This window comes from Microbacterium aerolatum (assembly GCF_007988825.1).
Classification (GTDB): Bacteria; Actinomycetota; Actinomycetes; order Actinomycetales; family Microbacteriaceae; genus Microbacterium; species Microbacterium aerolatum.
In genome coordinates this window covers 215943-236707 of the sequence record NZ_BJUW01000003.1, presented here as the reverse complement: position 1 = coordinate 236707, position 20765 = coordinate 215943, and the positions used below count along the sequence as shown (strand labels likewise).

General features: G+C 68.6%; 23 protein-coding genes. 8 read left to right on the top strand and 15 right to left on the bottom strand.

What is annotated here, in order from left to right; translation table 11 throughout:
* Positions 1-63 precede the first annotated feature (63 nt).
* Both MAE01_RS04955 and MAE01_RS04950 read right to left on the bottom strand, forming a co-directional pair.
* Positions 64-414 carry a HepT-like ribonuclease domain-containing protein gene (locus MAE01_RS04955; protein WP_147038436.1) on the bottom strand — a complete coding sequence of 117 codons (351 nt, stop codon included), beginning with the start codon at positions 412-414 and terminating at the stop codon, positions 64-66.
* Positions 411-854 carry an XRE family transcriptional regulator gene (locus tag MAE01_RS04950; protein WP_147038435.1) on the bottom strand — a complete coding sequence of 148 codons (444 nt, stop codon included), beginning with the start codon at positions 852-854 and terminating at the stop codon, positions 411-413. The genes MAE01_RS04955 and MAE01_RS04950 overlap by 4 nt, the downstream gene beginning before the upstream one ends.
* A 78-nt stretch (positions 855-932) precedes the next feature.
* Between MAE01_RS04950 and MAE01_RS04945 the strand changes: the two genes are divergently transcribed.
* From MAE01_RS04945 to MAE01_RS04930, 4 genes are all read left to right on the top strand, one after another.
* Entirely contained in the window at positions 933-1508 is a 576-nt protein-coding gene (locus tag MAE01_RS04945; RefSeq protein ID WP_147038434.1) for an HhH-GPD-type base excision DNA repair protein, read from the top strand.
* Between the two features lie 2 nt (positions 1509-1510).
* Positions 1511-1933, top strand: a complete 423-nt coding sequence (locus MAE01_RS04940; protein ID WP_147038433.1) for a DUF1801 domain-containing protein — start codon at positions 1511-1513, stop codon at positions 1931-1933.
* 84 nt (positions 1934-2017) lie between these two features.
* Positions 2018-2479 carry an SRPBCC family protein gene (locus tag MAE01_RS04935; RefSeq protein ID WP_147038432.1) on the top strand — a complete coding sequence of 154 codons (462 nt, stop codon included), beginning with the start codon at positions 2018-2020 and terminating at the stop codon, positions 2477-2479.
* Positions 2479-3954, top strand: a complete 1476-nt coding sequence (locus tag MAE01_RS04930) for a phytoene desaturase family protein (protein ID WP_147038431.1) — start codon at positions 2479-2481, stop codon at positions 3952-3954. The genes MAE01_RS04935 and MAE01_RS04930 overlap by 1 nt, the downstream gene beginning before the upstream one ends.
* A 13-nt stretch (positions 3955-3967) precedes the next feature.
* Here MAE01_RS04930 and MAE01_RS04925 read toward each other — a convergent pair whose 3' ends face one another.
* From MAE01_RS04925 to MAE01_RS04910, 4 genes are all read right to left on the bottom strand, one after another.
* Positions 3968-4780, bottom strand: a complete 813-nt coding sequence (locus MAE01_RS04925; protein WP_147038430.1) for a serine hydrolase domain-containing protein — start codon at positions 4778-4780, stop codon at positions 3968-3970.
* 96 nt (positions 4781-4876) lie between these two features.
* Positions 4877-6262, bottom strand: a complete 1386-nt coding sequence (locus MAE01_RS04920) for a glycine--tRNA ligase (protein WP_147038429.1) — start codon at positions 6260-6262, stop codon at positions 4877-4879.
* Between the two features lie 138 nt (positions 6263-6400).
* Positions 6401-7027, bottom strand: coding sequence for a hypothetical protein (locus tag MAE01_RS04915; protein ID WP_147038428.1), 627 nt, complete (start codon positions 7025-7027; stop codon positions 6401-6403).
* Positions 7028-7049: 22 nt separating this feature from the next.
* Complete coding sequence (locus tag MAE01_RS04910; RefSeq protein ID WP_147038427.1) at positions 7050-7739, bottom strand: GNAT family N-acetyltransferase; 690 nt, start codon at positions 7737-7739, stop codon at positions 7050-7052.
* 56 nt (positions 7740-7795) lie between these two features.
* Here MAE01_RS04910 and MAE01_RS04905 point away from each other — a divergent pair, with 56 nt between their 5' ends.
* The gene (locus tag MAE01_RS04905) at positions 7796-9238 is read left to right on the top strand and encodes an MFS transporter (RefSeq protein ID WP_147038426.1); all 1443 of its coding nucleotides are present in this window, start codon (positions 7796-7798) and stop codon (positions 9236-9238) included.
* Between the two features lie 12 nt (positions 9239-9250).
* Here MAE01_RS04905 and MAE01_RS04900 read toward each other — a convergent pair whose 3' ends face one another.
* Positions 9251-9637, bottom strand: a complete 387-nt coding sequence (locus MAE01_RS04900) for a hypothetical protein (RefSeq protein ID WP_147038425.1) — start codon at positions 9635-9637, stop codon at positions 9251-9253.
* Positions 9638-9751: 114 nt separating this feature from the next.
* Positions 9752-10375 carry an NADPH-dependent F420 reductase gene (locus tag MAE01_RS04895; protein WP_147038424.1) on the bottom strand — a complete coding sequence of 208 codons (624 nt, stop codon included), beginning with the start codon at positions 10373-10375 and terminating at the stop codon, positions 9752-9754.
* Positions 10376-10482: 107 nt separating this feature from the next.
* Between MAE01_RS04895 and MAE01_RS04890 the strand changes: the two genes are divergently transcribed.
* Entirely contained in the window at positions 10483-10956 is a 474-nt protein-coding gene (locus tag MAE01_RS04890; protein ID WP_147038423.1) for a MarR family winged helix-turn-helix transcriptional regulator, read from the top strand.
* Here the strand turns inward: MAE01_RS04890 and MAE01_RS04885 are convergent.
* The 3 genes from MAE01_RS04885 to MAE01_RS04875 form a co-directional block, all read right to left on the bottom strand.
* Positions 10953-11861, bottom strand: a complete 909-nt coding sequence (locus tag MAE01_RS04885; protein ID WP_371861761.1) for a serine hydrolase — start codon at positions 11859-11861, stop codon at positions 10953-10955. The genes MAE01_RS04890 and MAE01_RS04885 overlap by 4 nt on opposite strands.
* 109 nt (positions 11862-11970) lie before the next feature.
* Positions 11971-13956 (bottom strand): M13 family metallopeptidase, encoded by a 1986-nt coding sequence (locus MAE01_RS04880; RefSeq protein WP_147038422.1) that lies wholly within the window; start codon positions 13954-13956, stop codon positions 11971-11973.
* 111 nt (positions 13957-14067) lie between these two features.
* Positions 14068-14610, bottom strand: coding sequence for a DnaJ family domain-containing protein (locus MAE01_RS04875; protein ID WP_147038421.1), 543 nt, complete (start codon positions 14608-14610; stop codon positions 14068-14070).
* A gap of 160 nt (positions 14611-14770) precedes the next feature.
* On the opposite strand from MAE01_RS04875, the gene MAE01_RS04870 reads away from it, so the two are divergent.
* On the top strand, positions 14771-16096 hold the full coding sequence (locus MAE01_RS04870; RefSeq protein ID WP_147038420.1) for an MATE family efflux transporter: 1326 nt from the start codon (positions 14771-14773) through the stop codon (positions 16094-16096).
* Positions 16097-16172: 76 nt separating this feature from the next.
* A complete protein-coding gene (locus MAE01_RS04865) occupies positions 16173-17066 on the top strand; it encodes a hypothetical protein (protein WP_147038419.1) in 894 nt (297 codons plus the stop codon).
* Here MAE01_RS04865 and MAE01_RS04860 read toward each other — a convergent pair.
* From MAE01_RS04860 to MAE01_RS04845, 4 genes are all read right to left on the bottom strand, one after another.
* On the bottom strand, positions 17009-18148 hold the full coding sequence (locus MAE01_RS04860; protein WP_147038418.1) for a hypothetical protein: 1140 nt from the start codon (positions 18146-18148) through the stop codon (positions 17009-17011). The genes MAE01_RS04865 and MAE01_RS04860 overlap by 58 nt on opposite strands.
* 94 nt (positions 18149-18242) lie before the next feature.
* Positions 18243-18899 carry a response regulator gene (locus tag MAE01_RS04855; protein WP_147038417.1) on the bottom strand — a complete coding sequence of 219 codons (657 nt, stop codon included), beginning with the start codon at positions 18897-18899 and terminating at the stop codon, positions 18243-18245.
* Positions 18896-20092 (bottom strand): sensor histidine kinase, encoded by a 1197-nt coding sequence (locus tag MAE01_RS04850; RefSeq protein WP_147038416.1) that lies wholly within the window; start codon positions 20090-20092, stop codon positions 18896-18898. Before MAE01_RS04850 ends, MAE01_RS04855 begins: the two co-directional genes overlap by 4 nt.
* 52 nt (positions 20093-20144) lie before the next feature.
* Positions 20145-20762: a TrmH family RNA methyltransferase gene (locus MAE01_RS04845; RefSeq protein ID WP_147038415.1), complete on the bottom strand. Its 618-nt coding sequence runs from the start codon at positions 20760-20762 to the stop codon at positions 20145-20147.
* Between the last annotated feature and the right edge of the window lie 3 nt (positions 20763-20765).

Below are 20765 nucleotides of genomic sequence, written 5' to 3'. Positions count from 1 at the left end.
TAGAGCAGTACGGACACGCTGACACCTGGTTGCCCTGTCGATGCCGGATCGGACGCTTGGCGGTCAATCATCGGTCACGTCGGTGAGGAGTGATGCGACCGCTGCACGCACGCGGGGGAAATCGACGTTGATGGTGGCCCACACCGCGTCGTAATCGGTCGCAGCGTAGTGATGCGCAAGCCGATCGCGCATGCGCTTGATGCTCGACCAGGGCACCTGCGGGTTCGCGAGGGTCGTGTCATCGCTCAGCCGCGCGACGTTCTCACCGATCTTGATGATGATCGATTCGGCCGCGAGCCCCGGTGTATTGAGATCGTCCGACACGTACCACTCGTGGCCTCGAGCGGCGAGTCGCGTGCCGTCGTCGCACAACCGCACGATCTCACGCAGCGACCGTTCGTCCCGATCGCTCACGCGGCCACCGCTGACCGGAGGATCGGATGATCAGCGGGGAGCCCTCCGTCTGTGACCACGTCGACCGGAACGCCGAGCAGCAGCTCGGCCGCGAAGGCGAACTCGGCGATCGTCAGCAATCCGACGTTCGGCGCCCGGGTGACAAGGATGTCGAGGTCGCTCTGCGCGGTATCCGTGCCCTGCCCGGCTGAGCCGAACACACGCACGTTGCTCAGCCCGTAGTCCGCAGCGAGCTCCTTGAGCTCGTCCCGATGCTGATCGAGCGCCTCGTGAGGCAAAGGGCGCATGGCCGACTGCAACCTGCCGACCATTGCCGCCGACGGATTGCGTCGCCCGGACTCATAAGCGGCGATGTTGGGCTGCGCGACACCGCTGCGCAGCGCGAGCTGCGATTGGCTTAGTCCAGCTCGCTCACGCAACTCGCGCAGTGTTTCGCTCATATCATGATGATATCGCGCCTATGGATTCCGGGGAAAGAGCAGCAACTCGAGAGCGGTCGTCCCTGGCAGACTGGATGCATGGCCCTGCACATCACCGACGACGACGCCGCCGACCGCCTGCTCACCGAGAATCCGCTGGCGCTCCTGGTCGGGATGCTGCTCGACCAGCAGGTCCCGATGGAGACGGCGTTCGCCGGTCCTCTGAAGATCGAGCAGCGCACGGGTGCGGTGGATGCCACGGCGATCGCCGCGATGGAGCCGGATCGCCTCTTGGAGGCGTTCAAGGAAACCCCCGCCGTGCACCGGTTCCCCGGCTCGATGGCGACCCGAGTGCAGACGCTGTGCCAGGAGCTCGTCGACTCGTGGGGCGGCGACGCCTCAGCCCTGTGGACACAGGGCGACCCCGACGGCGCGGAGGTGCTGCGCAGACTCAAGCAGCTGCCCGGCTTCGGGGAGCAGAAGGCGAAAATCTTCCTCGCACTGCTGGGCAAGCAGTACGGATTCACGGGCGAGGGCTGGCGTGAAGCCGCCGGCGCCTACGGCGAGGAGGGCTCGTACCGCAGCGTCGCCGACATCGTCTCGTCCGAATCGCTCACCAAGGTGCGAGAGCACAAGCGGGCAATGAAGTCCGCCGCAAAGCAAGCGAAGGGCTGATCATGCAGAAGACAGGTGGCAGCGTCGGCGCCTTCATCGCGGAGGTCACCCCGGTCGTGCGACGACGGGATGCCGAAACGCTGACGGCCCTGCTGCAGGAGATCTCCGGCCGCGAACCGGAGCTCTGGGGCACGATCATCGGATTCGGCAGCTGCCATTACCGCTATCCGACCGGCAACGAGGGCGACATGCCCGTGCTCGGCTTCGCCCCGCGCAAGGGCGCGTCGACCCTGTACCTGGACAGCACCGACCGCCACAGCGATGCGCTGGCGAAGCTCGGACCGCATACTGTCGGCGCGGGCTGCCTGTACATCAAGGACCTCGACAAGGTCGACCTGGACGTGCTCCGACCGATCCTCGAGGACGTCTTGGCGTGGACCGAGGCAGGCGGTGACGACTACGCCCGCATCACCGTGATCGACTGAGGGTCGCCGGCAGCGGCGTTGTCAAGGCCGCTGCCCCGCCTCGCTCGATGTCGCAAGATGAAGGACGCCGACAGAAGGAGCCGCATGTCGAGGAACGTCCGAAAGCTGCACTGCACACCAGAAGCCGTGTTCCGCGTCCTGGCAGACGGATGGCTCTACCCCGCCTGGGTCGTCGGGGCTTCACGCATGCGCGATGTCGACCCCGAATGGCCGGAGCCCGGAGCGCGGCTGCACCACTCCGTCGGCGTGTGGCCCGCACTGCTCGACGACACCACGAGCAGCGTGAGGTGGCATCCACCTCACCAGATGGTGATGACCGCGCGAGGGTGGCCGCTCGGCGAGGCCCGGGTGACCATCGACGTGAAACCCGCGGCGGGAGGATGCCTGGTGCGGATCCAGGAGGAAGCGGTCAGCGGGCCGGCAACGGCGATACCGACCACCATCGCGGATGTCATCCTGCAGTGGCGCAATGCAGAGACCCTGCATCGGCTGGCGTATCTGGCCGAAGGGACCGCGCCGCAGGACGTCGAATCGGAGACCGCTTGATGACGCGCTCGTACGACATCGACGCGACCATCGTCGGAGCGGGTCCCAACGGACTGGCGGCGGCTGTGACCCTGGCACGGGCCGGCCTCAGCGTGCGCGTCTACGAACGCGCGTCCAGCGCCGGCGGCGGCGCGGCGACCAGGGAGCTCACGTTGCCGGGGTTCCGCCACGACGTGTGCTCGGCGGTGCATCCGCTGGCGTTCGAATCCCGGTTCTTCCGCGAGTTCGGTCTGGACCGGCGAGTGCCGTTCGCCGTGCCGGAGATCTCGTTCGCGCACCCACTCGACGGAGGCCGCGCGGGTGTCGCGCATCGCTCGCTGACCCGCACGGCGGAGGGGCTCGGCACCGACGGCGCGGCGTACGCCCGGCTGATGCGCCCCCTGGTGGAGCGCACGACGCGAGTCTCGGACTTCACCGGAGACACGCTCCTGCGCGTCCCGCGAGACATCCCCACCGCGGCTTTGTTCGGCTTGGCGACGCTCGAGCAGGGCAGCCCGCTGTGGAATCTTCGATTCCGCGAGGACGTCGCGCCCGCCATGCTCACCGGCGTGGCCGCGCACACGATCCTGCCCATGCCGGGACTTGCGGGCTCGGGTGCAGGACTCGCACTGACGGCCTATGCCCACGCGAAGGGCTGGCCGATCCCGATCGGCGGGAGCCAGGCGATCATCGACGCGATGGTCGCAGACCTCATCGCCCACGGCGGAGAGCTCGTGACGGATCACGAGGTGACGTCCCTGGACGAGCTGCCGCCGTCGCGGGTGACCCTGCTCGATGTCACCCCTCGCGCGCTGAGCCGGATCGCCGGCGATCGGATGCCCGATGGCTATCGGCGCGCGCTGGCGCGCTTCCGCTACGGGAATGCCGTCGCGAAGGTCGACTTCGCACTGTCGGAGCCTGTCCCGTGGACGAATCCCGAGCTCCATCGTGCGGGAACGCTCCACCTCGGCGGCACGCGCGAGGAGATCGCTGCGGCCGAGAACGCCGTCTCGCACGGGTCCCTTCCGGATGCGCCGTACGTCCTCGTCTCGCAGCCCTCGCTGTTCGATCAGACCCGCGCTCCGGCCGGTCAGCACACACTCTGGGCGTACACGCACGTGCCGGCCGCCTCACGAGAGGACCGCTCGGAGGCGATCATCGGGCAGATCGAGCGTTTCGCACCCGGCTTCCGCGACACGATCCTGTCGACCTCTTCGCGGACCGCCGTCGAGGTCGAACGCCACAACCCGAACTACGTGCGCGGCGACATCTCCTCGGGCAGCCCCGGCCTCGTGCAGCTGCTGCGCCGACCCGTGCTGAGCCCGGACCCGTGGCGCACCCCGATGCCGGGCGTCTACCTCTGCGGGGCATCCACGACCCCCGGTCCCGGCGTGCACGGGCTGCCCGGCTGGCATGCGGCGCTGAGCGCGCTCCGGCACGAGTTCGGCACCCGCGCGCTGCCGGATCTTTCGCCGGCATCCGATGATTCGATCTAGGCAGCGAACGCCCTCAGGCGTAGCGCGCCACGATCTCCTCGGTGAGCGGCGGCCAGATGCGCTTGTGCTCCTCGCCGAACGCAACACCGGAGAGGAAGGCGGCCGCCAGGTCGCGGGAGCGGTCGATGAACAGGAAGCTGCCCTGCCCGCCGAAGTGCCCTGCGGTCTCGGGCGGCATGGTGTCGCTCAGCCAGTGCGGACTCTTGGTTCCCTTGAGCTCGAACCCCAGCCCCCACTGGTTGTCGTCGAACGCCCCGTAGCCGGGCACGACACCGCGCAGCCCCTGGCGCGAGACCATGAGCGCGAGGTCGCGCAGCTCGACGGGGATCAGTGCCGGGCGCAGCACCTCCCGGCCGAACCGCATCAGGTCGTCGATCGACGCTCGGTACCCGGCGGAGGGGCGACCGGTCACGTCGATGTCGCGCATCCCCAGGGGTCCGGTGACCTCACGAGCCATCCATTCCGCGAAGGGTGCCCCCACCGCTTCGGAGACGTGCGCGCCGAGGGCGTCGAACCCCGCGTTCGAGTAGATGCGGCGCGTTCCGGGAGCTGCCTGCGGCTGCTCGCCCTCGAACGGCAGCCCGCTGGTGTGGTCGAGCAGGTTGAGCAGCGTCGAGCCTTCCGGGCCGGCCGGGTCGTCGAGGTCGACCAGACCGCGTTCGACGGCGACCAGCACGCCCCACGCCGAGATGGGCTTCGACACCGACGCGAGCGCGAGCGCCGCGTGCGGATCACCCTGCACCGCGAGAGTCTGCTCCGGACCGGTCACCCCCACCAGCGCCGTATGAGGGAAGCCTTCTGTCGCTGCGAAAGTCGTCGTCTCCACGTTGCCATCGTCGCACGGCAGCGACTGCTGCAGAAAAGACGGAGCCCCGACTCAGATGTGTCTGAATCGGGACTCCGCATGGTGGGATGCTGAGAGTCAGGCGCCCTTCAGACGATCCGCCAGGTACTCGTTCAGCTCGGCGACGGGCACGCGCTCCTGCGCCATGGTGTCGCGATCGCGCACGGTCACGGCGTCGTCCTCGAGCGAGTCGAAGTCGACCGTGACGCAGAACGGGGTGCCGATCTCGTCCTGGCGACGGTAGCGGCGACCGATGGCGCCGGCGTCGTCGAAGTCGATGGCCCAGCGTCCGCGCAACGAGTCGGCGACCTCGCGGGCGAGCGGCGAGAGCTTCTCGTTGCGCGACAGCGGCAGGACGGCGACCTTGACCGGCGCGAGACGCGGGTCGAGCTTCAGCACGGTGCGGGTGTCGGTGCCGCCCTTGGCGTTCGGCACCTCCTCCTCGACGTAGCTGTCGACCAGGAACGCCATCATCGAGCGGGTCAGACCGAACGACGGCTCGATGACGTAGGGCGTGTACCGATCGCCGGACGCCTGATCGAAGTAGGTCAGGCTCTGACCGGATGCCTCGGAGTGGCTGGACAGGTCGTAGTCGGTGCGGTTCGCGACACCCATGAGCTCGCCCCACTCCGAGCCCTGGAAGCCGAAGCGGTACTCGAAGTCGATGGTGCCGGCGGAGTAGTGCGCGCGTTCGTCCTCGGGGACGTCGAACTGGCGCATGTTCTCGGGGTCGATGCCGAGGTCGATGAACCAGTTCCAGCAGGTCTCGACCCAGTGCTCGAACCACTGCTGCGCCTCGGCGGGCGGCACGAAGAACTCGATCTCCATCTGCTCGAACTCGCGGGTGCGAAAGATGAAGTTACCGGGCGTGATCTCGTTGCGGAACGCCTTGCCGACCTGGCCGATGCCGAACGGCGGCTTCTTGCGGCTCGCGGTGAGCACGTTCGTGAAGTTGACGAAGATTCCCTGCGCGGTCTCGGGGCGCAGGTAGTGCAGGCCCGACTCGTCGTCGACGACGCCGAGGTAGGTCTTCACCAGGCCGGAGAACGACTTCGGCTCGGTCCACTTGCCGCGGGTGCCGCAATCGGGGCAGACGATGTCGGCCATGCCGTTCTCGGGCTTGCGGCCCTTCTTCGCCTCGAAGGCCTCGATGAGGTGGTCCTCGCGGTGACGCTTGTGACACTGCAGGCACTCGACCAGCGGATCACTGAAGGTCGCGACGTGACCGGATGCCTCCCACACGCGCTTGGGCAGGATGATCGAGGAGTCCAGGCCCACCATGTCGCCGCGTCCGCGGACGAAGGCCTGCCACCACTGACGGCGGATGTTCTCCTTCAGCTCGGTGCCGAGGGGCCCGTAGTCCCATGCCGAGCGCGAACCGCCGTAGATCTCACCCGCTTGGAACACGAACCCGCGGTGGCGGGCGAGGCTGATGACCTTGTCAAGACGGGACTGTTCGGCCACGGTGGCTCCAATGGTCGGATGCGACGGGAAAACGCCCGTGAACACGGGCACCTCAATCCTATCCGCGCCCCTGCTGTCCATCAGCCCCACATGAGAGCGACCACGACGGCATCCGCGTGACGATCCCGCGCTCCGGGATCACCTGTTCGGAAACGCCTCTCCGCCGCCGCTCGCGAGCGACCTCGCAACGATCTCGATGTACTCGTTCATCATGCCCTCGGGCATCGCCGGCATGCTCTGCTCCCAGTAGGGCAGGATCGCGCCACGCCCCTGCATCATCCCCGCCGGTCGCGCGTACGCCCACAGGTGCAGGTGCGCAGATCCGTCGTTCCAGCGCGAGAAGTGGCACCGTGCGACCGCGGGAATCGCCTTGGTTGCCTCCGAGAGCCGCTGCAGCACGGGCCCGAGCCCGGCGAGCACTTCGATCGGGGCGTCTTCGAGCTTCACATGCCTGCGCGGTGAGATCGATCCGACGAAGGGGAGCCCGACGCCGCCCTCGAATCCGGAGTTCACCTGCCACTCGTCGTCGTGCCAGATCGTGTGCTTCGACGGCTTGCAGTGCCCGCACTCGGATGCGTCGATCTCCCCGTGTCGCGGCTTCTCGGGCACGAGCATCGGCTCGATCGGCAGCAGTTCGAAGGCAGCGATGCTCGGTGCCGGACCGCTCCCGGGCACCCGGCTGGTGTCGAGCGTCTGGCCGATCGGCGCCCACCGGTGCCATTCGGTGTCGGCCGGATGCTGCGCGAGATCTGGTTCGGAAGTCATCCGACCATGAAAGCAGAGCCGATCACTCGGTGAACAGGTACCCGCGCTTCACGTCGAAGCCAGCGACGCGCAGGCCGCGGGCGAGCAGCGCCTCCATCTCGCCGCGCAGACGCGTGCGCCACTCGTGCGCGGCATCCGCATCCGTCTCGCGCATCGCCTCGACGTCGGAGGGGATCTCGAGAGTTGCGACGACGGCATCGTCGGCCGGGGTCTTGGCGATGTCGGCGAGCGCCCACTCGACATCCAACCGGTCGCTCTCGTCCCCGGCATCCCCGCCGCCGAAGATGCCGTAGTTGTTGACCGAATATCCGGTCACTCGCGCGCCGAGCACGGTGAGGAAGAAGTGCGCGTTGCGCGCCACGAGCGGGTCGAAGGTCCAGGAGATGCCGCCGACGTCGCGGGAGAACGCCCACTGACGCTGGTGCTCCTTGAGCTCGCGCCCCCAGCCGCGCCCCCGGTACTCGGGCAGCAGCGCGGTGATGTGGGAATGCATCCGGCGTCTGGCCGGCGCCCCGAAGAACGCTATGGATGCTCCGACCATGCGCTCTTCGCCGCTCTCGTCGTCGAACAGGCCGACGACGTAGTTGCCGGACTGCTGCAGCGCGCGCAGCGTGCCCGCGTCGATGACGCGCTCGGGGCCGCGGATCGAATCCAGCAGGCTCTGCGCGTCGATGATCAGTTCAACGGTGTCGAGGTCACGGATGGTTCGCACGAACCCAGTCTGCCCCTCCCGCGGCCATCTGCGGAATCGACCGATAGCCTTGGCGGATGGGCGACAGGGACGAGAGAGCGAGAAAGCGGCTCTCCCGCAACCCCAACCGGGCACTCACCGTCGCCGTCCTCGCCTTCGCGGGACTCGCGTCATCGTTCATGTTCACGCTGGTCGTCCCGCTGCAGGCCGAGCTGCCGACACTGCTTGACGCATCCCGCGAAGACACCACCTGGGTCGTCACGATCACCCTGCTGGTCGCAGCGGTCGCCACGCCGATCTCCGGTCGCCTCGGCGACATGTACGGCAAGCGGCGCATCGTCGTCGCGCTGATGATCATGCTCATCGTTGGATCGGTGATCGCCGCGCTGTCGACCTCGATCGTGGGCGTGATCGTCGGGCGGGCGCTTCAGGGCGGGGTCACGGGCGTCATTCCGCTCGGCATCGCGATCATGCGCGACATCCTGCCTCCTCGCCACCTCGGCACCGCGGTCGCGCTGATGAGCGCCACGATGGGCGTCGGCGGTGCGCTCGGGATGCCGCTGGCCGCGTACCTTGCTCTCAACGCCGACTGGCACTCGCTGTTCTGGCTCGCTGCAGGCCTCGGCGTCATCGGCCTGATCCTGGTGCTGCTGTTCGTCCCCGAAGACGTGCTGCTCTCCCCCGGCCGACTCGACGTAGTCGGCGCCATCGGTCTCGCGATCGGCCTGACCGGACTGCTGCTCTACGTCTCGCGCGGCGCGGAGTGGGGCTGGACGACACCGCTCGGCCTCAGCCTCGTGATCGGCGGCGTGCTGGTGCTGCTGTTGTGGGGCTGGTACCAGCTGCGCACGAAGGACCCGCTGCTCGACCTGCGCGTGGCCGCGCGCCCGGCTGTGCTGCTGACGAACATCGCCGCGATCGGAATGGGCTTCGCCCTGTTCTCCTCCAACGTCACCTTCCCGCAGATGCTCGAGCTGCCAGTCGAGACCGGATCGGGCTTCGGACTCGACATGATCACCGCGGCGTTCATCGTGATGCCGGCCGGGCTGGTCATGATGGTGATCTCACCGCTGTCGGGCTGGCTGGAGCGGACCATCGGCCCGCGACCGCTGTTCACCGCGGGGTCCGCCGCGATCGTCCTGGCCTACGGCTACGTGCTCATCTGGTCGACCGAGTGGGTCCACATCCTCATCGCCAACGCGATCATCGGCGTCGGCATCGGCTTCACGTTCGCCGCCATGCCGATGATCATCATGCGGTCGGTGCCGTCGAACGAGACGGGTGCGTCGAACGGCCTGAACGCGCTGTTCCGTTCGGTGGGAACGTCCAGCGCGTCGGCGGTCATGGGCGGTGTGCTCGCGAGCCTGAGCATCGACGTCGACGGCGTCGCCGTGCCGACGAGGGAAGCCTTCGACGTCTGCTTCTGGCTCGCGATCGTCGCCGGAGTCATCGCCCTGGTGCTGTCGCTGTTCATCCCGAAGATCCGCCCCCTCGAGAAGCATCCCTCGCTTCCCAGTTAGCCGTTCCGCCCCTCAGAAGGTGAAGCCGTCAGGGTCCCCTGGCTGCGGAGGCCGGAGCCGATCGGGCAGCGGCCAGGAGAGTTCGATCGGCTCGGAAGCCGGACGAGTGACGTCCCCGTAATCCTCGGCCTTCACGACGATGCGGCCGGGGGTGCCGTCATGATCGGGCGTGACCTCGACGATGCGGACCCGGGTCGGGCGGCCGTCGTCCTCCAGCATCCATGGTTCGGCGAGCCACGCGAGCCCGTGCGCCTCGAGTGCTTCCTCGGCGACGAGCCAGTCCACGGCGTCCGATACGGTGCGGCCGAGGATGTCGACGGCGGTCCAGTCGTTTCCGGCCGGGTGGATCCATCCGAGCAGCTCGCCGTCCTCGCGGCGGTGCGGGGTCCAGTCGTCCATGCGACGAGGGTACACGCCCCGCGAGATTGCATTCCGCGGCTGAACTCGCGGGAATTTCCGGGCATCTCGGCCGCGGAATGCAATCTCGGACGGGGTGGTGGTGCGGGACGAGAGTCAGGCGCGGATGGCGAAGCCGCCGGTCCAGCCGATCTGCTCGCGGACGGCGAGCACCATCTGCAGGAAGCCGAGGGCCTCGAGCTCGCGCGCACGCTTCAGCGCACCGGCATCCGCGGTCTTCAGACCGGCGGCGGTGACGACCTCGCCCAGGCGCTGCTTTGCGGCCTCGTCGTCGCCGGCGATCTGCACGACGGTCGGCTCGCCGCCGAGCTCGCCCGCCGCGAGGGTCGCGGCGAAGTTGGTGTTGAACGCCTTGACGACCTTGGCGCCGGGGACGAGAGCCGCGAGCTCTGCAGCAGCCGACGAATCGGCCGGCACCACGAGTCCGTCGAACGTGGCGAAGTCGACCGGGTTGGTGATGTCGACGACGACCTTGCCGGTGAGCTGCTCACCGTAGGTGTTCGCGATCTCCGCGAGCGCCGGGTACGGCACGGCGAGGACGACGATCTCGCCCGTGATCGCGTCGCCGACGATGCCGGCGGTCGCCCCGATGGATGCCGCGGCGGTGCCGGCCTTCTCGTGGTCGCGTGCCAGGATCTGCACGCTCGAGCCGCCCTTTGCGGCGAGGCCGGCGATGGCCTGGCCCATGTTTCCGGTACCGATGACGGTGATCGCAGTCATTGTGAAGCCTTTCGTTGAGTCGCTCTTGAGCCGTCGCACTTTGTTGCTTCGGCAACTAATGAGTGGAACGCGCTTGTCTCGGCAACTATTCCCCGGAGAATGGACACATGGCCGTATCGCTCTCCCGCATGACGCCGCAGCAGTCCCGCGCCTGGCTGGCGCTGATCAGCACCGCCGAACTTCTGCCCGCAGCGCTGGACGCGCAGCTGCAGCGCGACGCCTCGCTGACGCACTACGAGTTCATCCTGCTCAGCGCACTCCAGCGCGGCGGCGCGCAGCGCCTGAGCGACCTCGCGGCTGCGACGAACGCCACGCTCCCCCGCACTTCCAAGGTCGTGAGCAGGCTGCAACAGCGCGGGCTCCTCGCGCGGCAGGAGAGCGAGCAGGATCGGCGCAGCGTTCTGCTCGAGCTGACGAAGCAGGGCCGGCGCCAGCTGGTGCTGGCGACTCCCGAGCACTTCGAGACCGTGCACCGGCTGGTGCTGGATCGGCTGAGCCCCGAGCAGCTCGATCAGCTCGCCGACGCCCTGGAGCCCGTGGTCCAGGCACTCGACCCGCAACGGAGGTTCGGGCCGTTCTAGTGGGTGTACTCCATGAGCTCGACGCCGAGCACTCGGAAGGCGTCGTGGGCGCGCAGGCGATGCGCGATCGACAGGTCGTCGAAGCAGACGATCATCGAGTACGCGATCCCCGCGCGAGGCCCTGCGAGAACACCGGCCTCGGCCCGCACACCGCGGTCCTGTCCCGTCTTGTTGATGAACAGCAGTCCATGGGCGTCGTGGTCGTGCGCGAACGGATCGAGACCAGTGGATGCCGCCACCAGACTCAGATCGTGATTGAGGCTCAGCCACTCCGAAACCTGCGCGCTCACCGCGGCATCCACGGCCTTGGAGTTCACCAGCGCCGAGAAGAGGACGGCCAGCTCGCGGGCCGTGCCCACGGCGACGTGCGGAGCGTCATCCGGGCCGCGCATGTCGCGGAACTGGTCGAGCACAGCGGTGTGCTTGAGCCCTAGGGCCTCGATGCGCTGACGGACGCGGTCGAGTCCGACCTGCTCCAGCAGGATGTTGACGGCGAGCGGGTCGCCGACCGCTGCGGCCAGTACGGCGAGGTCGCTGAGCGGCAGCGCCGGTGCGCGCAGGCTCCGCCAGATCCCGGAGGTCGTGACGGCATCCGTCGATGCCCGATCGACGATCTCGAGTGGGTCCAGCGTGCCGGACTCGAATCCCGCGGCCACCTCGATCAGCAGTGGCACGACGCCGAGCCCGGCGACGGGGAGCGTGACGTGATCGTCACCGGCGAGGACCTGTGATCCGGTGTCGAGGTCGATGACGTGCACCGAGACCTGTGCGCCGGCATCCGCCAGCTCCTCCAGCGCGCGCATGGTCGCCACGAAGGAACGTCGCCCCACGGCGGCTCGGCGCGGCAGTCGACGGCTGCTGCGCTGCGATCTGCGCATCATCGCAGGCTCGGGGGGAGTGCCCACGCGAGTTCCTTCCAAGAAGGTGGGGGAGACGCCGATGGCCAGTGCCACCGGCGGCACTGGCCATCGTAACCCCGCCTACCGACGCCGGGTCAAGGATTGGCGGTAACGGTCACCAGATCGTCACGCGCTGGTCGCTCGGCAGGTGCAGCGCGTCGTCTTCGGTCACCCCGAACGCCTCGTAGAACGCGTCGATGTTGCGGACGATCTGGTTGCAGCGGAACTCGTTCGGCGAGTGCGGGTCGATCGTCAGGAGGCGGATCGTCTCGGCGTCGCGGCTCTTCTGCTGCCACACCTGCGCCCAGCTCAGCAGCAGCCGCTGCACACCGGTGAGGCCGTCGATCACCGGCCCTTCGACAGGCTCAGGGACCGAGGGGTTGGACCGCAGCGACAGCTCGTACGCCTTCAGCGCGATGCCGAGGCCGCCCAGGTCGCCGATGTTCTCGCCGATCGTCAGGGCGCCGTTGACGTGATTCTCGTCAGCGAGGCCCTGGGGTACGAGGGCGTCGTACTGGGCGATGAGCGCCTTCGTGCGCTCCTCGAACGCCGAGCGGTCGGCGTCCGTCCACCAGTCGTCGAGCTTGCCCGTGCCGTCGTATCGACTGCCCTGGTCGTCGAAGCCGTGCCCGATCTCGTGCCCGATGACCGCGCCGATGCCGCCGTAGTTCGCCGCGGCATCACGGCCTGCGTCGAAGAACGGGTGCTGCAGGATCGCGGCGGGGAACACGATCTCGTTCATCGACGGGTTGTAGTAGGCGTTGACCATCTGCGGCGGCATGTGCCACTCGTTGCGGTCGATGGGACCGCCGACCTTGTCGACGTTGCGGTCGTGCTCGAAGATGTTCGCTCGGCGCACGTTGCCGAAGATGTCCGCGGGATCGATCTCGAGGGTCGAGTAGTCGCGCCACTCCTCGGGATGACCGATCTTCGGGGTGAACGCGTCGAGCTTGGCGAGCGCGCGCTCACGGGTCTCCGGGCTCATCCACTCCAGGGTCTTGATGCTCTGCCGATACGCCTCGATGAGGTTGGCGACGAGCTCGTCCATTGCGGCCTTCGCCGTGGGCGGGTAGTGCCGCTCGACGTAGACCTTGCCGATCGCCTCCCCCAGAGCGCCCTCGGTGATCGAGACGCCGCGCTTCCAGCGCTCGCGGATGGTCGGAACGCCGGTGAGCTCGGTGCCGTAGAACGAGAAGTTCTCCTGCACGATGTCGTCGGTGAGGAACGGTGCGGCGGCATGCACGACCTGGGTGCGCAACCACGCCTTCCAGTCGTCGAGGCGCTCGGCGGTGAACAGCGCGCCGAGGCCCTCGAATGCGCTCGGCTGGCTGACGACGACCTCGGCGAAGGCATCCGGATTCGTGGGGCCGACGCCATCCCGCCACGGTGCGAGATCGACGCCGATGAGCGCCTGGAAGTCGTCCCATGCCTTGAGGTTGTAGGTCTTGACGGCGTCGCGGCTGGCGACGTTGTCCCAGTGGTGCGAGGCGATCTCGGTCTCGAGCGCGAAGGCGCGCTCGGCGTCGCCTGCGGCGTCTGCGACTCCGGCGAGCCCGAGCAGACGCTCGAGGTGGGCGCGGTACGCGGCGCGGGTGTCCGCGAAGTTGTCGAGGCGGTAGTAGCTCTCGTCGGGCAGCGAGAGGCCGGACTGCACGAGGACGGGAACGTAGCGCTCCGGGTCACCGGGGTCGCCGTCGATGTACAGGCCGATCAGGTGCGCGCGTCCGTCTCTTTCGTAGGCGCCGGCCACCGCGAGCAGGGCCGGGATGCCGTCGATGGCGTCGATCTCGGCGAGGGTGGCCCGCAGCGGCTCGATGCCGGCGGCGTCGATGCGCTCGGTGTCCATGAAGCTGGTGAAGAGGTCGCCGATCTTGCGCTCGAGGGTGCCGGCATCGGCATCCTGGGATTCCTCGATGATCGTGCGCACGTCCTTCTCGGCCTGCTCGGCCAGCAGGTGGAAGGAGCCCCAGCGTGCCTTGTCACCGGGGATCTCGGTGCGCTCGAGCCAGGCGCCGTTGACGTGACGGTACAGGTCGTCCTGGGGGCGGATGTCGGAGCTGAACTCTTCGGTCGAAAGACCGGCGGGAAGAACATCAGTCATGACGCCAGCCTATGCGCGGGTCGGGCCGCCGGCCCACGATGCGGGATGCTTTGCGTCGGTTGCGCCCGCGGCAGAACCGGCACAACTCATACAGCCTGGGCAGCGGGGCGCTTAGCCGCGGCGGCGGAAGAGGCGGCGCCGAGGCGGCGGCTCGGTTTCCGCGGGCGCCTCGGCGATGCGTGCTGCGCGCCGCTCCCGCCACGCGGTGATCTCGGCATCCACGTCTCGCGTCCTGGTGACCACCGGCGGTCCGCCCATCAGCTGGCGGCGGGCGGCGATCACGCGGCGATTGAAATCCTCGAGCACCTCGCCGACGTCGCTCTCCCGTCCGAGCCGGTCGAGGTTGGCGTCGAGCTCGCGGTCCTCGGTGCGCAGCAGGATCGCGGGCGGGCCGAGCCCGGTGATGTTCTCGGTCTCGATCTTGCGGCGGATCCACCAGTCCGGGTCGTGGTGCGTGCCGAGATTCTCCAGCGGCTTGCCCGCGCCGGGCAGATCGTCGAACTCGCCGCGGCGGATGGCTATCTGAATCGCGGTCTCGACGAACTGGTGCTTGTTCTCGGCGGTGAGCTGCGTCGGAGCCTGTTCGTTCTCGGCATCCGGCTCGCCGTCCTGCCGCGCCCGATAGCGGGCCGCGGCGTCTCGGGGATCAGTCATAGTCCACCTCCGGATGCCGGTGCGCCCAGCCTACGCGCCGGCTCGACGCCGGGCTCGGCCCATGCGGGATGTTTCGGTCGCTTCTCCGGCACACGAGACCGACCGAAAGCATCCGGCATCACCGCACGCCGGCCCCGCCGGCACGCCATAGGCTCGAGTGATGACCGCGCGCCCCGTGACCCTGAATCGGGAGATCCTGCGCCTCGCGGTCCCGGCGCTCGGCGCGCTGGTCGCAGAGCCCGCCTTCCTGATGGTGGATGCCGCCCTCGTCGGCCATCTCGGCACGGTGCCGCTCGCGGGACTCGGCATCGCGAGCGCGGTGCTGCAGACGATCGTCGGCCTGATGATCTTCCTCGCGTACTCGACCACGCCCGCCGTCGCTCGGCGGTTCGGGGCCGGCGACCACAAGGATGCCGTCTCGGTCGGCATCGACGGAATGTGGCTCGCGCTGGGACTCGGCGCCGTGCTCGCCGTCGTCGGAGCGATGTCGTCGGGGTGGCTGGTGTCGTTGTTCGGCGCGCCCGCTGAGGTCGCAGAGCAGGCTGACACGTACCTGATGATCAGCATGTGGGGCCTGCCCGCCATGCTCATCGTGTTCGCCGCGACCGGTCTGCTGCGCGGCATGCAGGACACCGTGACACCGCTGTGGATCGCGGGGCTCGGGTTCGGCGCGAACGCGCTGCTGAACGTTGTATTCATCTACGGCTTCGGGTGGGGCATCGCCGGGTCGGCCGCAGGCACGATCACCGCGCAGTGGGGCATGGTCGCCGCCTACGTGATCATCGTCGGGCGGCTGGCCCGCAAGCACGCGGCATCGGTGCGGCCGCAGCGCGACGGCGTACGCGGATCGGCACGCTCCGGCGGGTGGTTGTTCCTGCGCACTGTGAGCCTGCGCGCGGCCCTGCTGATCACGGTCGGCATAGCGACCGGCATCGGAACAGAGGAACTCGCCGGCTGGCAGGTCGTGTTCACGATCTTCTCGGCCGCGGCATTCGCGCTGGATGCTCTCGCCATCGCCGCGCAGGCGCTCATCGGCAAGGGCCTGGGCGCAGGCGACATCGCCGGCGTCAAGCACGTGCTCGCGCGGACCGTCGCGTGGGGCGCCTGGTTCGGCGTGATCGTCGGCGTCGTGATCGGGGCACTCTCCGGCGTCATCGGCCTCGTATTCACCGGCGATCCCGCACTTGCCGCGCTAATCCAGCCGGCACTCATCGTTCTCGCCGTCGCGCAACCGATCGCCGGCATCGTGTTCGTGCTCGACGGGGTGCTGATGGGGTCGGGCGATGTGCGGTACCTGGCGATCGCGGGCGGGCTGAATCTCGTGCCGTTCCTCCCGACGCTGCTGATCATCGCGCTGGTCGGCGTGGACGGCACCGCCGGAGTCACCTGGCTCGCCGTCGCGTTCTTCGGCGTGTATCTGCTCGCCCGGTTCGCGACCCTCGGATGGCGCGTCAAGACCGGCGGGTGGCTGCGGCAGGACGCGTAGCGCGCTGCTGTCCGCGTCGAAGTTCGCGCCTTCCAGCGGGACTGAGCCGCTCGACCCGTGCGACAAGATGGTCACCATGACGACATCCTGGCCTGGCGACTCGGCGACCGTCCTGCGCTGGCTGCGGGCGACCCTGCACGCGGACCTCGCCGACTCCCGCGGGGCAACCGTCAAGGGACTCGACGACGTCAAGATTACAGCCGATCTCGAAGGCACCGACCTGCGGCACCTCGCCTTCGATGCCACACGAGTGCGCCTCGAGTTCGACTGGCGCGCATCGCCCGACCTCGCCGCGCGCGACGAAGCAGCGGCCGATCGCCACGAGCCACACCCGATCCACGAAGAGCCCGGAACACTGCGAGAGCTCCGGGTTCGAGCCGCGCCGATCCGCATCGAGCGGACCGACGTGAACATCGACGTGCAGGCATTCGACCTGCCGATCCTCTGGCAGACGTTCGCGGAGCCCGCTGATCCGAGACATGCCGAGAGCATCCACTCGCTCACAATCCCGGACGACGTGGGCCCGGCGCGCGGAACCTTCTCCGCTTCGATCAGGACCAAGGATCTCGTTCCGCTGGCCACCTCGCTCCTGCGCCCGGCCCTGGCTGAGATCGGCGTCCGCCTCGGCCGCGTGAAGCTCGATGCCGCGAGCGACGGAAGCGACGGCATCCAGGTCACGGCATACGCCGGAGGGCGATGGAAGCTGCTCGTCGCGTCGGCCCGCGCGAACGCCCGTGTCCAGATCAGCCGGGATGCCGTGATCACCGTGCACGAGTTCACGCTCGGCAGTCGCAATCCCCTCGTCGCGGTGGCGCTGCGGTTCGCACGCAAGCCCATCCGCGAGATCGTCGGCAAGCCCTACGACCTGAACGGCGTGATCGGCGCCGAGGGAGGCGCGACCTCCGTCCGCATTCACGATCTGCGCGTCACGACCGGTTCAGAACTCGCGGTCTCAGGCCGCGTGAACTGATCCGGGACTGAGGCGTCCCGCCGGTCCATCACGTAGCCCCAGGCGGCCAGCCCCAGCAGCGGACCCCACAGCCAGAACGGGAAGACGAGCGCGAGCTCGAGGATCTGCGCGAGACTGCCGTCACCGATCTCTCCATCGAGCACCGACAGCACCAGATCGGCACCCCCGACCGTGAACAGTGCCGCGACGATGGATGCCGGCACGACGGCGAGAGGCACCGGCACTGCGCGCCCGCCGAGTCCGCCCATCCATCGCGGGAAGTGCCGCCCCCATGGCAGGATGAGCCCGAGCGTCAGGACACCGCCGGCGAGCATGGCCGCGCCGAGGCTGAGCCCGGTGAGCAGCACCATCGGCAAGTCAGCGAGGTTCACGTCGCTCGGCGCCAGCAGTGGCCATGGCGTCAGCCAGCTCGCCCGTGCGACCGTGTACGGCAGCGCACAGCACGCTGCCACGATCGTGATGGGTGTGCGGTGGCGCAGCACCCACGACGCGGTGACGCCTCGACGCTCGCCCGAACCCGCAAGCACCCACGCGATCAGTGCGACGACCAGGATCAGGTGTGCGGCAGCCAGCAGCGCACCCGGAAGTATTGTCACGAGGGAGGCGAGGAACGTGCCGGCCAGCTCCGCTCCGTGCAGACGGACGACCGCCCAGGTCAAGATACCGACGAGAACGGCGATCGCCGCCAGCCCCCACCACAGGTGCCGCCGCACGAGCAGCGCGGCAAGGACCACGACTCCGACGATCACGACCATCGCGAACGTGTATCCGGCGACGGGAATCATGCCGCCCGGTATGAGTGGAATCGTGACCGCGGTCACGACGATCGCGGCCGACCGAAGCATCGGTGACGATGACGCTCTCCGGGAGAGCAGGCCGATGACCACGCCGCTGAGACCCGCGGCGAGACCGATCGCCGCGCAGACGGCGTCGGGGAGCACACGTTCCGCGAGGCCCGGCCCGAGCGTGTCCAGCCCGTCGAGCACGGCGGGAGCGACCATCCGAAGTGCGCTGACCACGGCCAGCAGCGCTGAGCTGAAGACGATGACGAGACTCAGGGTGAGTCGTTTTCTTGTGTTCATGCCTTCCACGGTATGAACAGGCCCCGTGCCCCGGCATCGCCCTCGGTGGTGGTCTCCCTCACCCGCACGAGTGAGTATCCATTGGTCGGCAGGATCACGCCTGCGGACGCAGGACTCCGCGCTCGTACGCCCAGATGACGACATGGATGCGGTCGGGCAGGCCGAGCTTCGCGAGCACCGCCTTCACGTGCGTCTTCACGGTGTTCTCCGACAGGAACAATCGCCGTGCGATGACGTCGTTGGATGCTCCGGTCGCGAGCATCCGTGCGACCTCCTGCTCGCGGGGGCTGAGCACATCGAGCGCCCCGCCCACATCCGCAGCAGGGGCCCCTTCTCGCACGAACCCGAGCAGCGCCTGCGTCGCCCTCGCTGACATGACGGACTCCCCCGCGGCGACGGCCACGATCGCGTCGGCGAGCGCCTGCGGCGTGGCGTCCTTCGTCAGGAACCCGCTGGCGCCCTCGCGCACCGCCCCGAACACGTACTCGTCGAGGTCGAAAGTGGTCAGTACCAGCACCCGCGTCTGCGATCGAAGCCGAAGCACCTGTCTCGTCGCCGCGATGCCGTCGGTTCCCGGCATCCTGATGTCCATGAGGACGACGTCGACGGTGTGGGCGCGGACGAACGCGATCGCTTCGTCACCCGAGGCGACGGATCCGACGATCTCGAGGCGCGCGTCACGTGCGAGCATGGCCCCCACCGCCTCGCGGAAAAGGGCCTGATCGTCGGCCAGCAGCACACGGACACTCATGTCGTTCCGTCCATTCGCGTGTCGGCATGAATTCGTGGCAGCTCGATCCGCACGATCCATCCGGCCGGTTCGGCCGGCAGCGCTGTGGTCGTCCCGCCGACGCTGCGCACCCGCTCTGCCATGCCGATGAGTCCGATCCCTGCGCCAGGGCTCTCGTCGCCCGCGCCGGCCCCACCATCGTCGATCACGGTGGTCTCGACGTGTTCGGGAGACCACTGCATCCGTACCTCGATGCGCCGCGGCGCCGCCGTGTGCCGGATCGCGTTGGTGAGCGCCTCGCGAACCGCGTGACGCAGGGCGATTCGCGCCGCGGCGTCGAGCTCTCCGCGCTTCCCCTCCTCGACGAACGCCGCTGCGGTCTCGATGCTGCGGACACCCTCGACATCGGCGGAGATCACATCGATCTCAGGAACCGGCTCTCGCGGAGCATCCGCCTCCACTCCCACTATGCCGCGCATCCCACGCAGGGCGTCACGCCCCGTGTCGACGACCACAGACATCGCCCGTGCACTCGCCTCGGGGTCATCGCGCACATACGCACGGCCGACCTCGGCCTGCGCGATCATCACCGTCATCGAGTGGGCGACCACATCGTGCAGATCGCGATTGATACGCATCCGTTCCTCGGCGATCGCCTGCTGCACGCGCGCCCGGTCGCGATCATCCGCATGCTGGCGGCGCAGTAACTGCAGCATCCCGATCACCCACGCGACGCAGACGAGGGCGATCAGGCCGACGAGCATGCCCCACACCACCTGCGGTTCGAAGCCGGCCATCGCCCGCACCGTGATGATGACCGCGCCGAGCACGCCGACTGCGAGCGCGCCGAGGCCGAGCAGTCGACTGCGCTGGATGACGACCTGGGCGAGGCAGAGCAGGTACGCCGCGGACGACGGATACATCGCGGCCGGGACGCCGTCCGCACCGGGCAGGACGGCGAGCGCGACCATGACGCCGCTCGCAACGGCGAATGCCGCCAGCGGTAACCGTACCGCCACGAACGACAGCGCGTGCAGCACGGCGAACAGCAGCGTGAGCGTGAGAACGAGCGGCGTGCCCGCCGGCCGCTCCCCCTGCACGAGAGCGAGGAGGCTCGACGGGAGCAGCACGATCGTCAGCGCCGCGGCGAGCAGCACGTCGGGGCGGCCGATGCTCCGCCATCCGCCGCCGGCCGCGCTCCTCGTCTCAGGCACGCGCCCATCGTGTCACAGGCGGCTCGCCCGGGAAATCGCCCGTGCGGGTGATTCAGCCCGCGTACCGCCGGCACCACTCGTACATGATCACGGCGCCCGCTGCGCTCGCGTTGATCGACCTGGTCGACCCGTACTGGGTGATCTCGATATGCCCGGATGCCGCAGCGATCGCCTCATCGGTGAGCCCCGGCCCCTCCTGCCCGAACAGCAGCACGCACCGCTCCGGCAGATCGGCCTTGTCGACAGGGACGGCGCCATCGACGTTGTCCACTGCGATGATCGGGATGCCTTCCGCTGCGGCCCACGCGGCGAACGAGGCGACGTCCTCATGGTGGACGATGTGCTGATAGCGGTCGGTGACCATGGCACCGCGTCTGTTCCACCGGCGACGGCCGATGATGTGGACGGTGTCGGCGAGGAACGCGTTGGCGCTGCGCACGATCGACCCGATGTTCATGTCGTGCTGCCAGTTCTCGATCGCGACGTGGAACGGATGCCGCTTGGTGTCGAGGTCGGCGACGATCGCGTCCATGCGCCAGTAGCGGTACCGATCGATGACGTTGCGGGTGTCCCCGTGCTCGAGCAGCTCGGGGTCGTACTGGTCACCGACGGGCCATTCGCCCTCCCAGGGTCCCAGTCCGTGAGTGCTGCGCTCGGGGGTCTCGGTCACTGT

What these genes read in the sequence shown, in the direction of transcription:
- MAE01_RS04860 (WP_147038418.1), bottom strand. Translation starts at nt 18,148, where the DNA reads ATGAACACAAGAAAACGACTCACCCTGAGTCTCGTCATCGTCTTCAGC.
- MAE01_RS04950 (WP_147038435.1), bottom strand. Translation starts at nt 854, where the DNA reads ATGAGCGAAACACTGCGCGAGTTGCGTGAGCGAGCTGGACTAAGCCAA.
- MAE01_RS04940 (WP_147038433.1), top strand. Translation starts at nt 1,511, where the DNA reads ATGCAGAAGACAGGTGGCAGCGTCGGCGCCTTCATCGCGGAGGTCACC.
- MAE01_RS04865 (WP_147038419.1), top strand. Translation starts at nt 16,173, where the DNA reads ATGACGACATCCTGGCCTGGCGACTCGGCGACCGTCCTGCGCTGGCTG.
- MAE01_RS04855 (WP_147038417.1), bottom strand. Translation starts at nt 18,899, where the DNA reads ATGAGTGTCCGTGTGCTGCTGGCCGACGATCAGGCCCTTTTCCGCGAG.
- MAE01_RS04930 (WP_147038431.1), top strand. Translation starts at nt 2,479, where the DNA reads ATGACGCGCTCGTACGACATCGACGCGACCATCGTCGGAGCGGGTCCC.
- MAE01_RS04915 (WP_147038428.1), bottom strand. Translation starts at nt 7,027, where the DNA reads ATGACTTCCGAACCAGATCTCGCGCAGCATCCGGCCGACACCGAATGG.
- MAE01_RS04935 (WP_147038432.1), top strand. Translation starts at nt 2,018, where the DNA reads ATGTCGAGGAACGTCCGAAAGCTGCACTGCACACCAGAAGCCGTGTTC.
- MAE01_RS04900 (WP_147038425.1), bottom strand. Translation starts at nt 9,637, where the DNA reads ATGGACGACTGGACCCCGCACCGCCGCGAGGACGGCGAGCTGCTCGGA.
- MAE01_RS04945 (WP_147038434.1), top strand. Translation starts at nt 933, where the DNA reads ATGGCCCTGCACATCACCGACGACGACGCCGCCGACCGCCTGCTCACC.
- MAE01_RS04895 (WP_147038424.1), bottom strand. Translation starts at nt 10,375, where the DNA reads ATGACTGCGATCACCGTCATCGGTACCGGAAACATGGGCCAGGCCATC.
- MAE01_RS04905 (WP_147038426.1), top strand. Translation starts at nt 7,796, where the DNA reads ATGGGCGACAGGGACGAGAGAGCGAGAAAGCGGCTCTCCCGCAACCCC.
- MAE01_RS04875 (WP_147038421.1), bottom strand. Translation starts at nt 14,610, where the DNA reads ATGACTGATCCCCGAGACGCCGCGGCCCGCTATCGGGCGCGGCAGGAC.
- MAE01_RS04890 (WP_147038423.1), top strand. Translation starts at nt 10,483, where the DNA reads ATGGCCGTATCGCTCTCCCGCATGACGCCGCAGCAGTCCCGCGCCTGG.
- MAE01_RS04870 (WP_147038420.1), top strand. Translation starts at nt 14,771, where the DNA reads ATGACCGCGCGCCCCGTGACCCTGAATCGGGAGATCCTGCGCCTCGCG.
- MAE01_RS04880 (WP_147038422.1), bottom strand. Translation starts at nt 13,956, where the DNA reads ATGACTGATGTTCTTCCCGCCGGTCTTTCGACCGAAGAGTTCAGCTCC.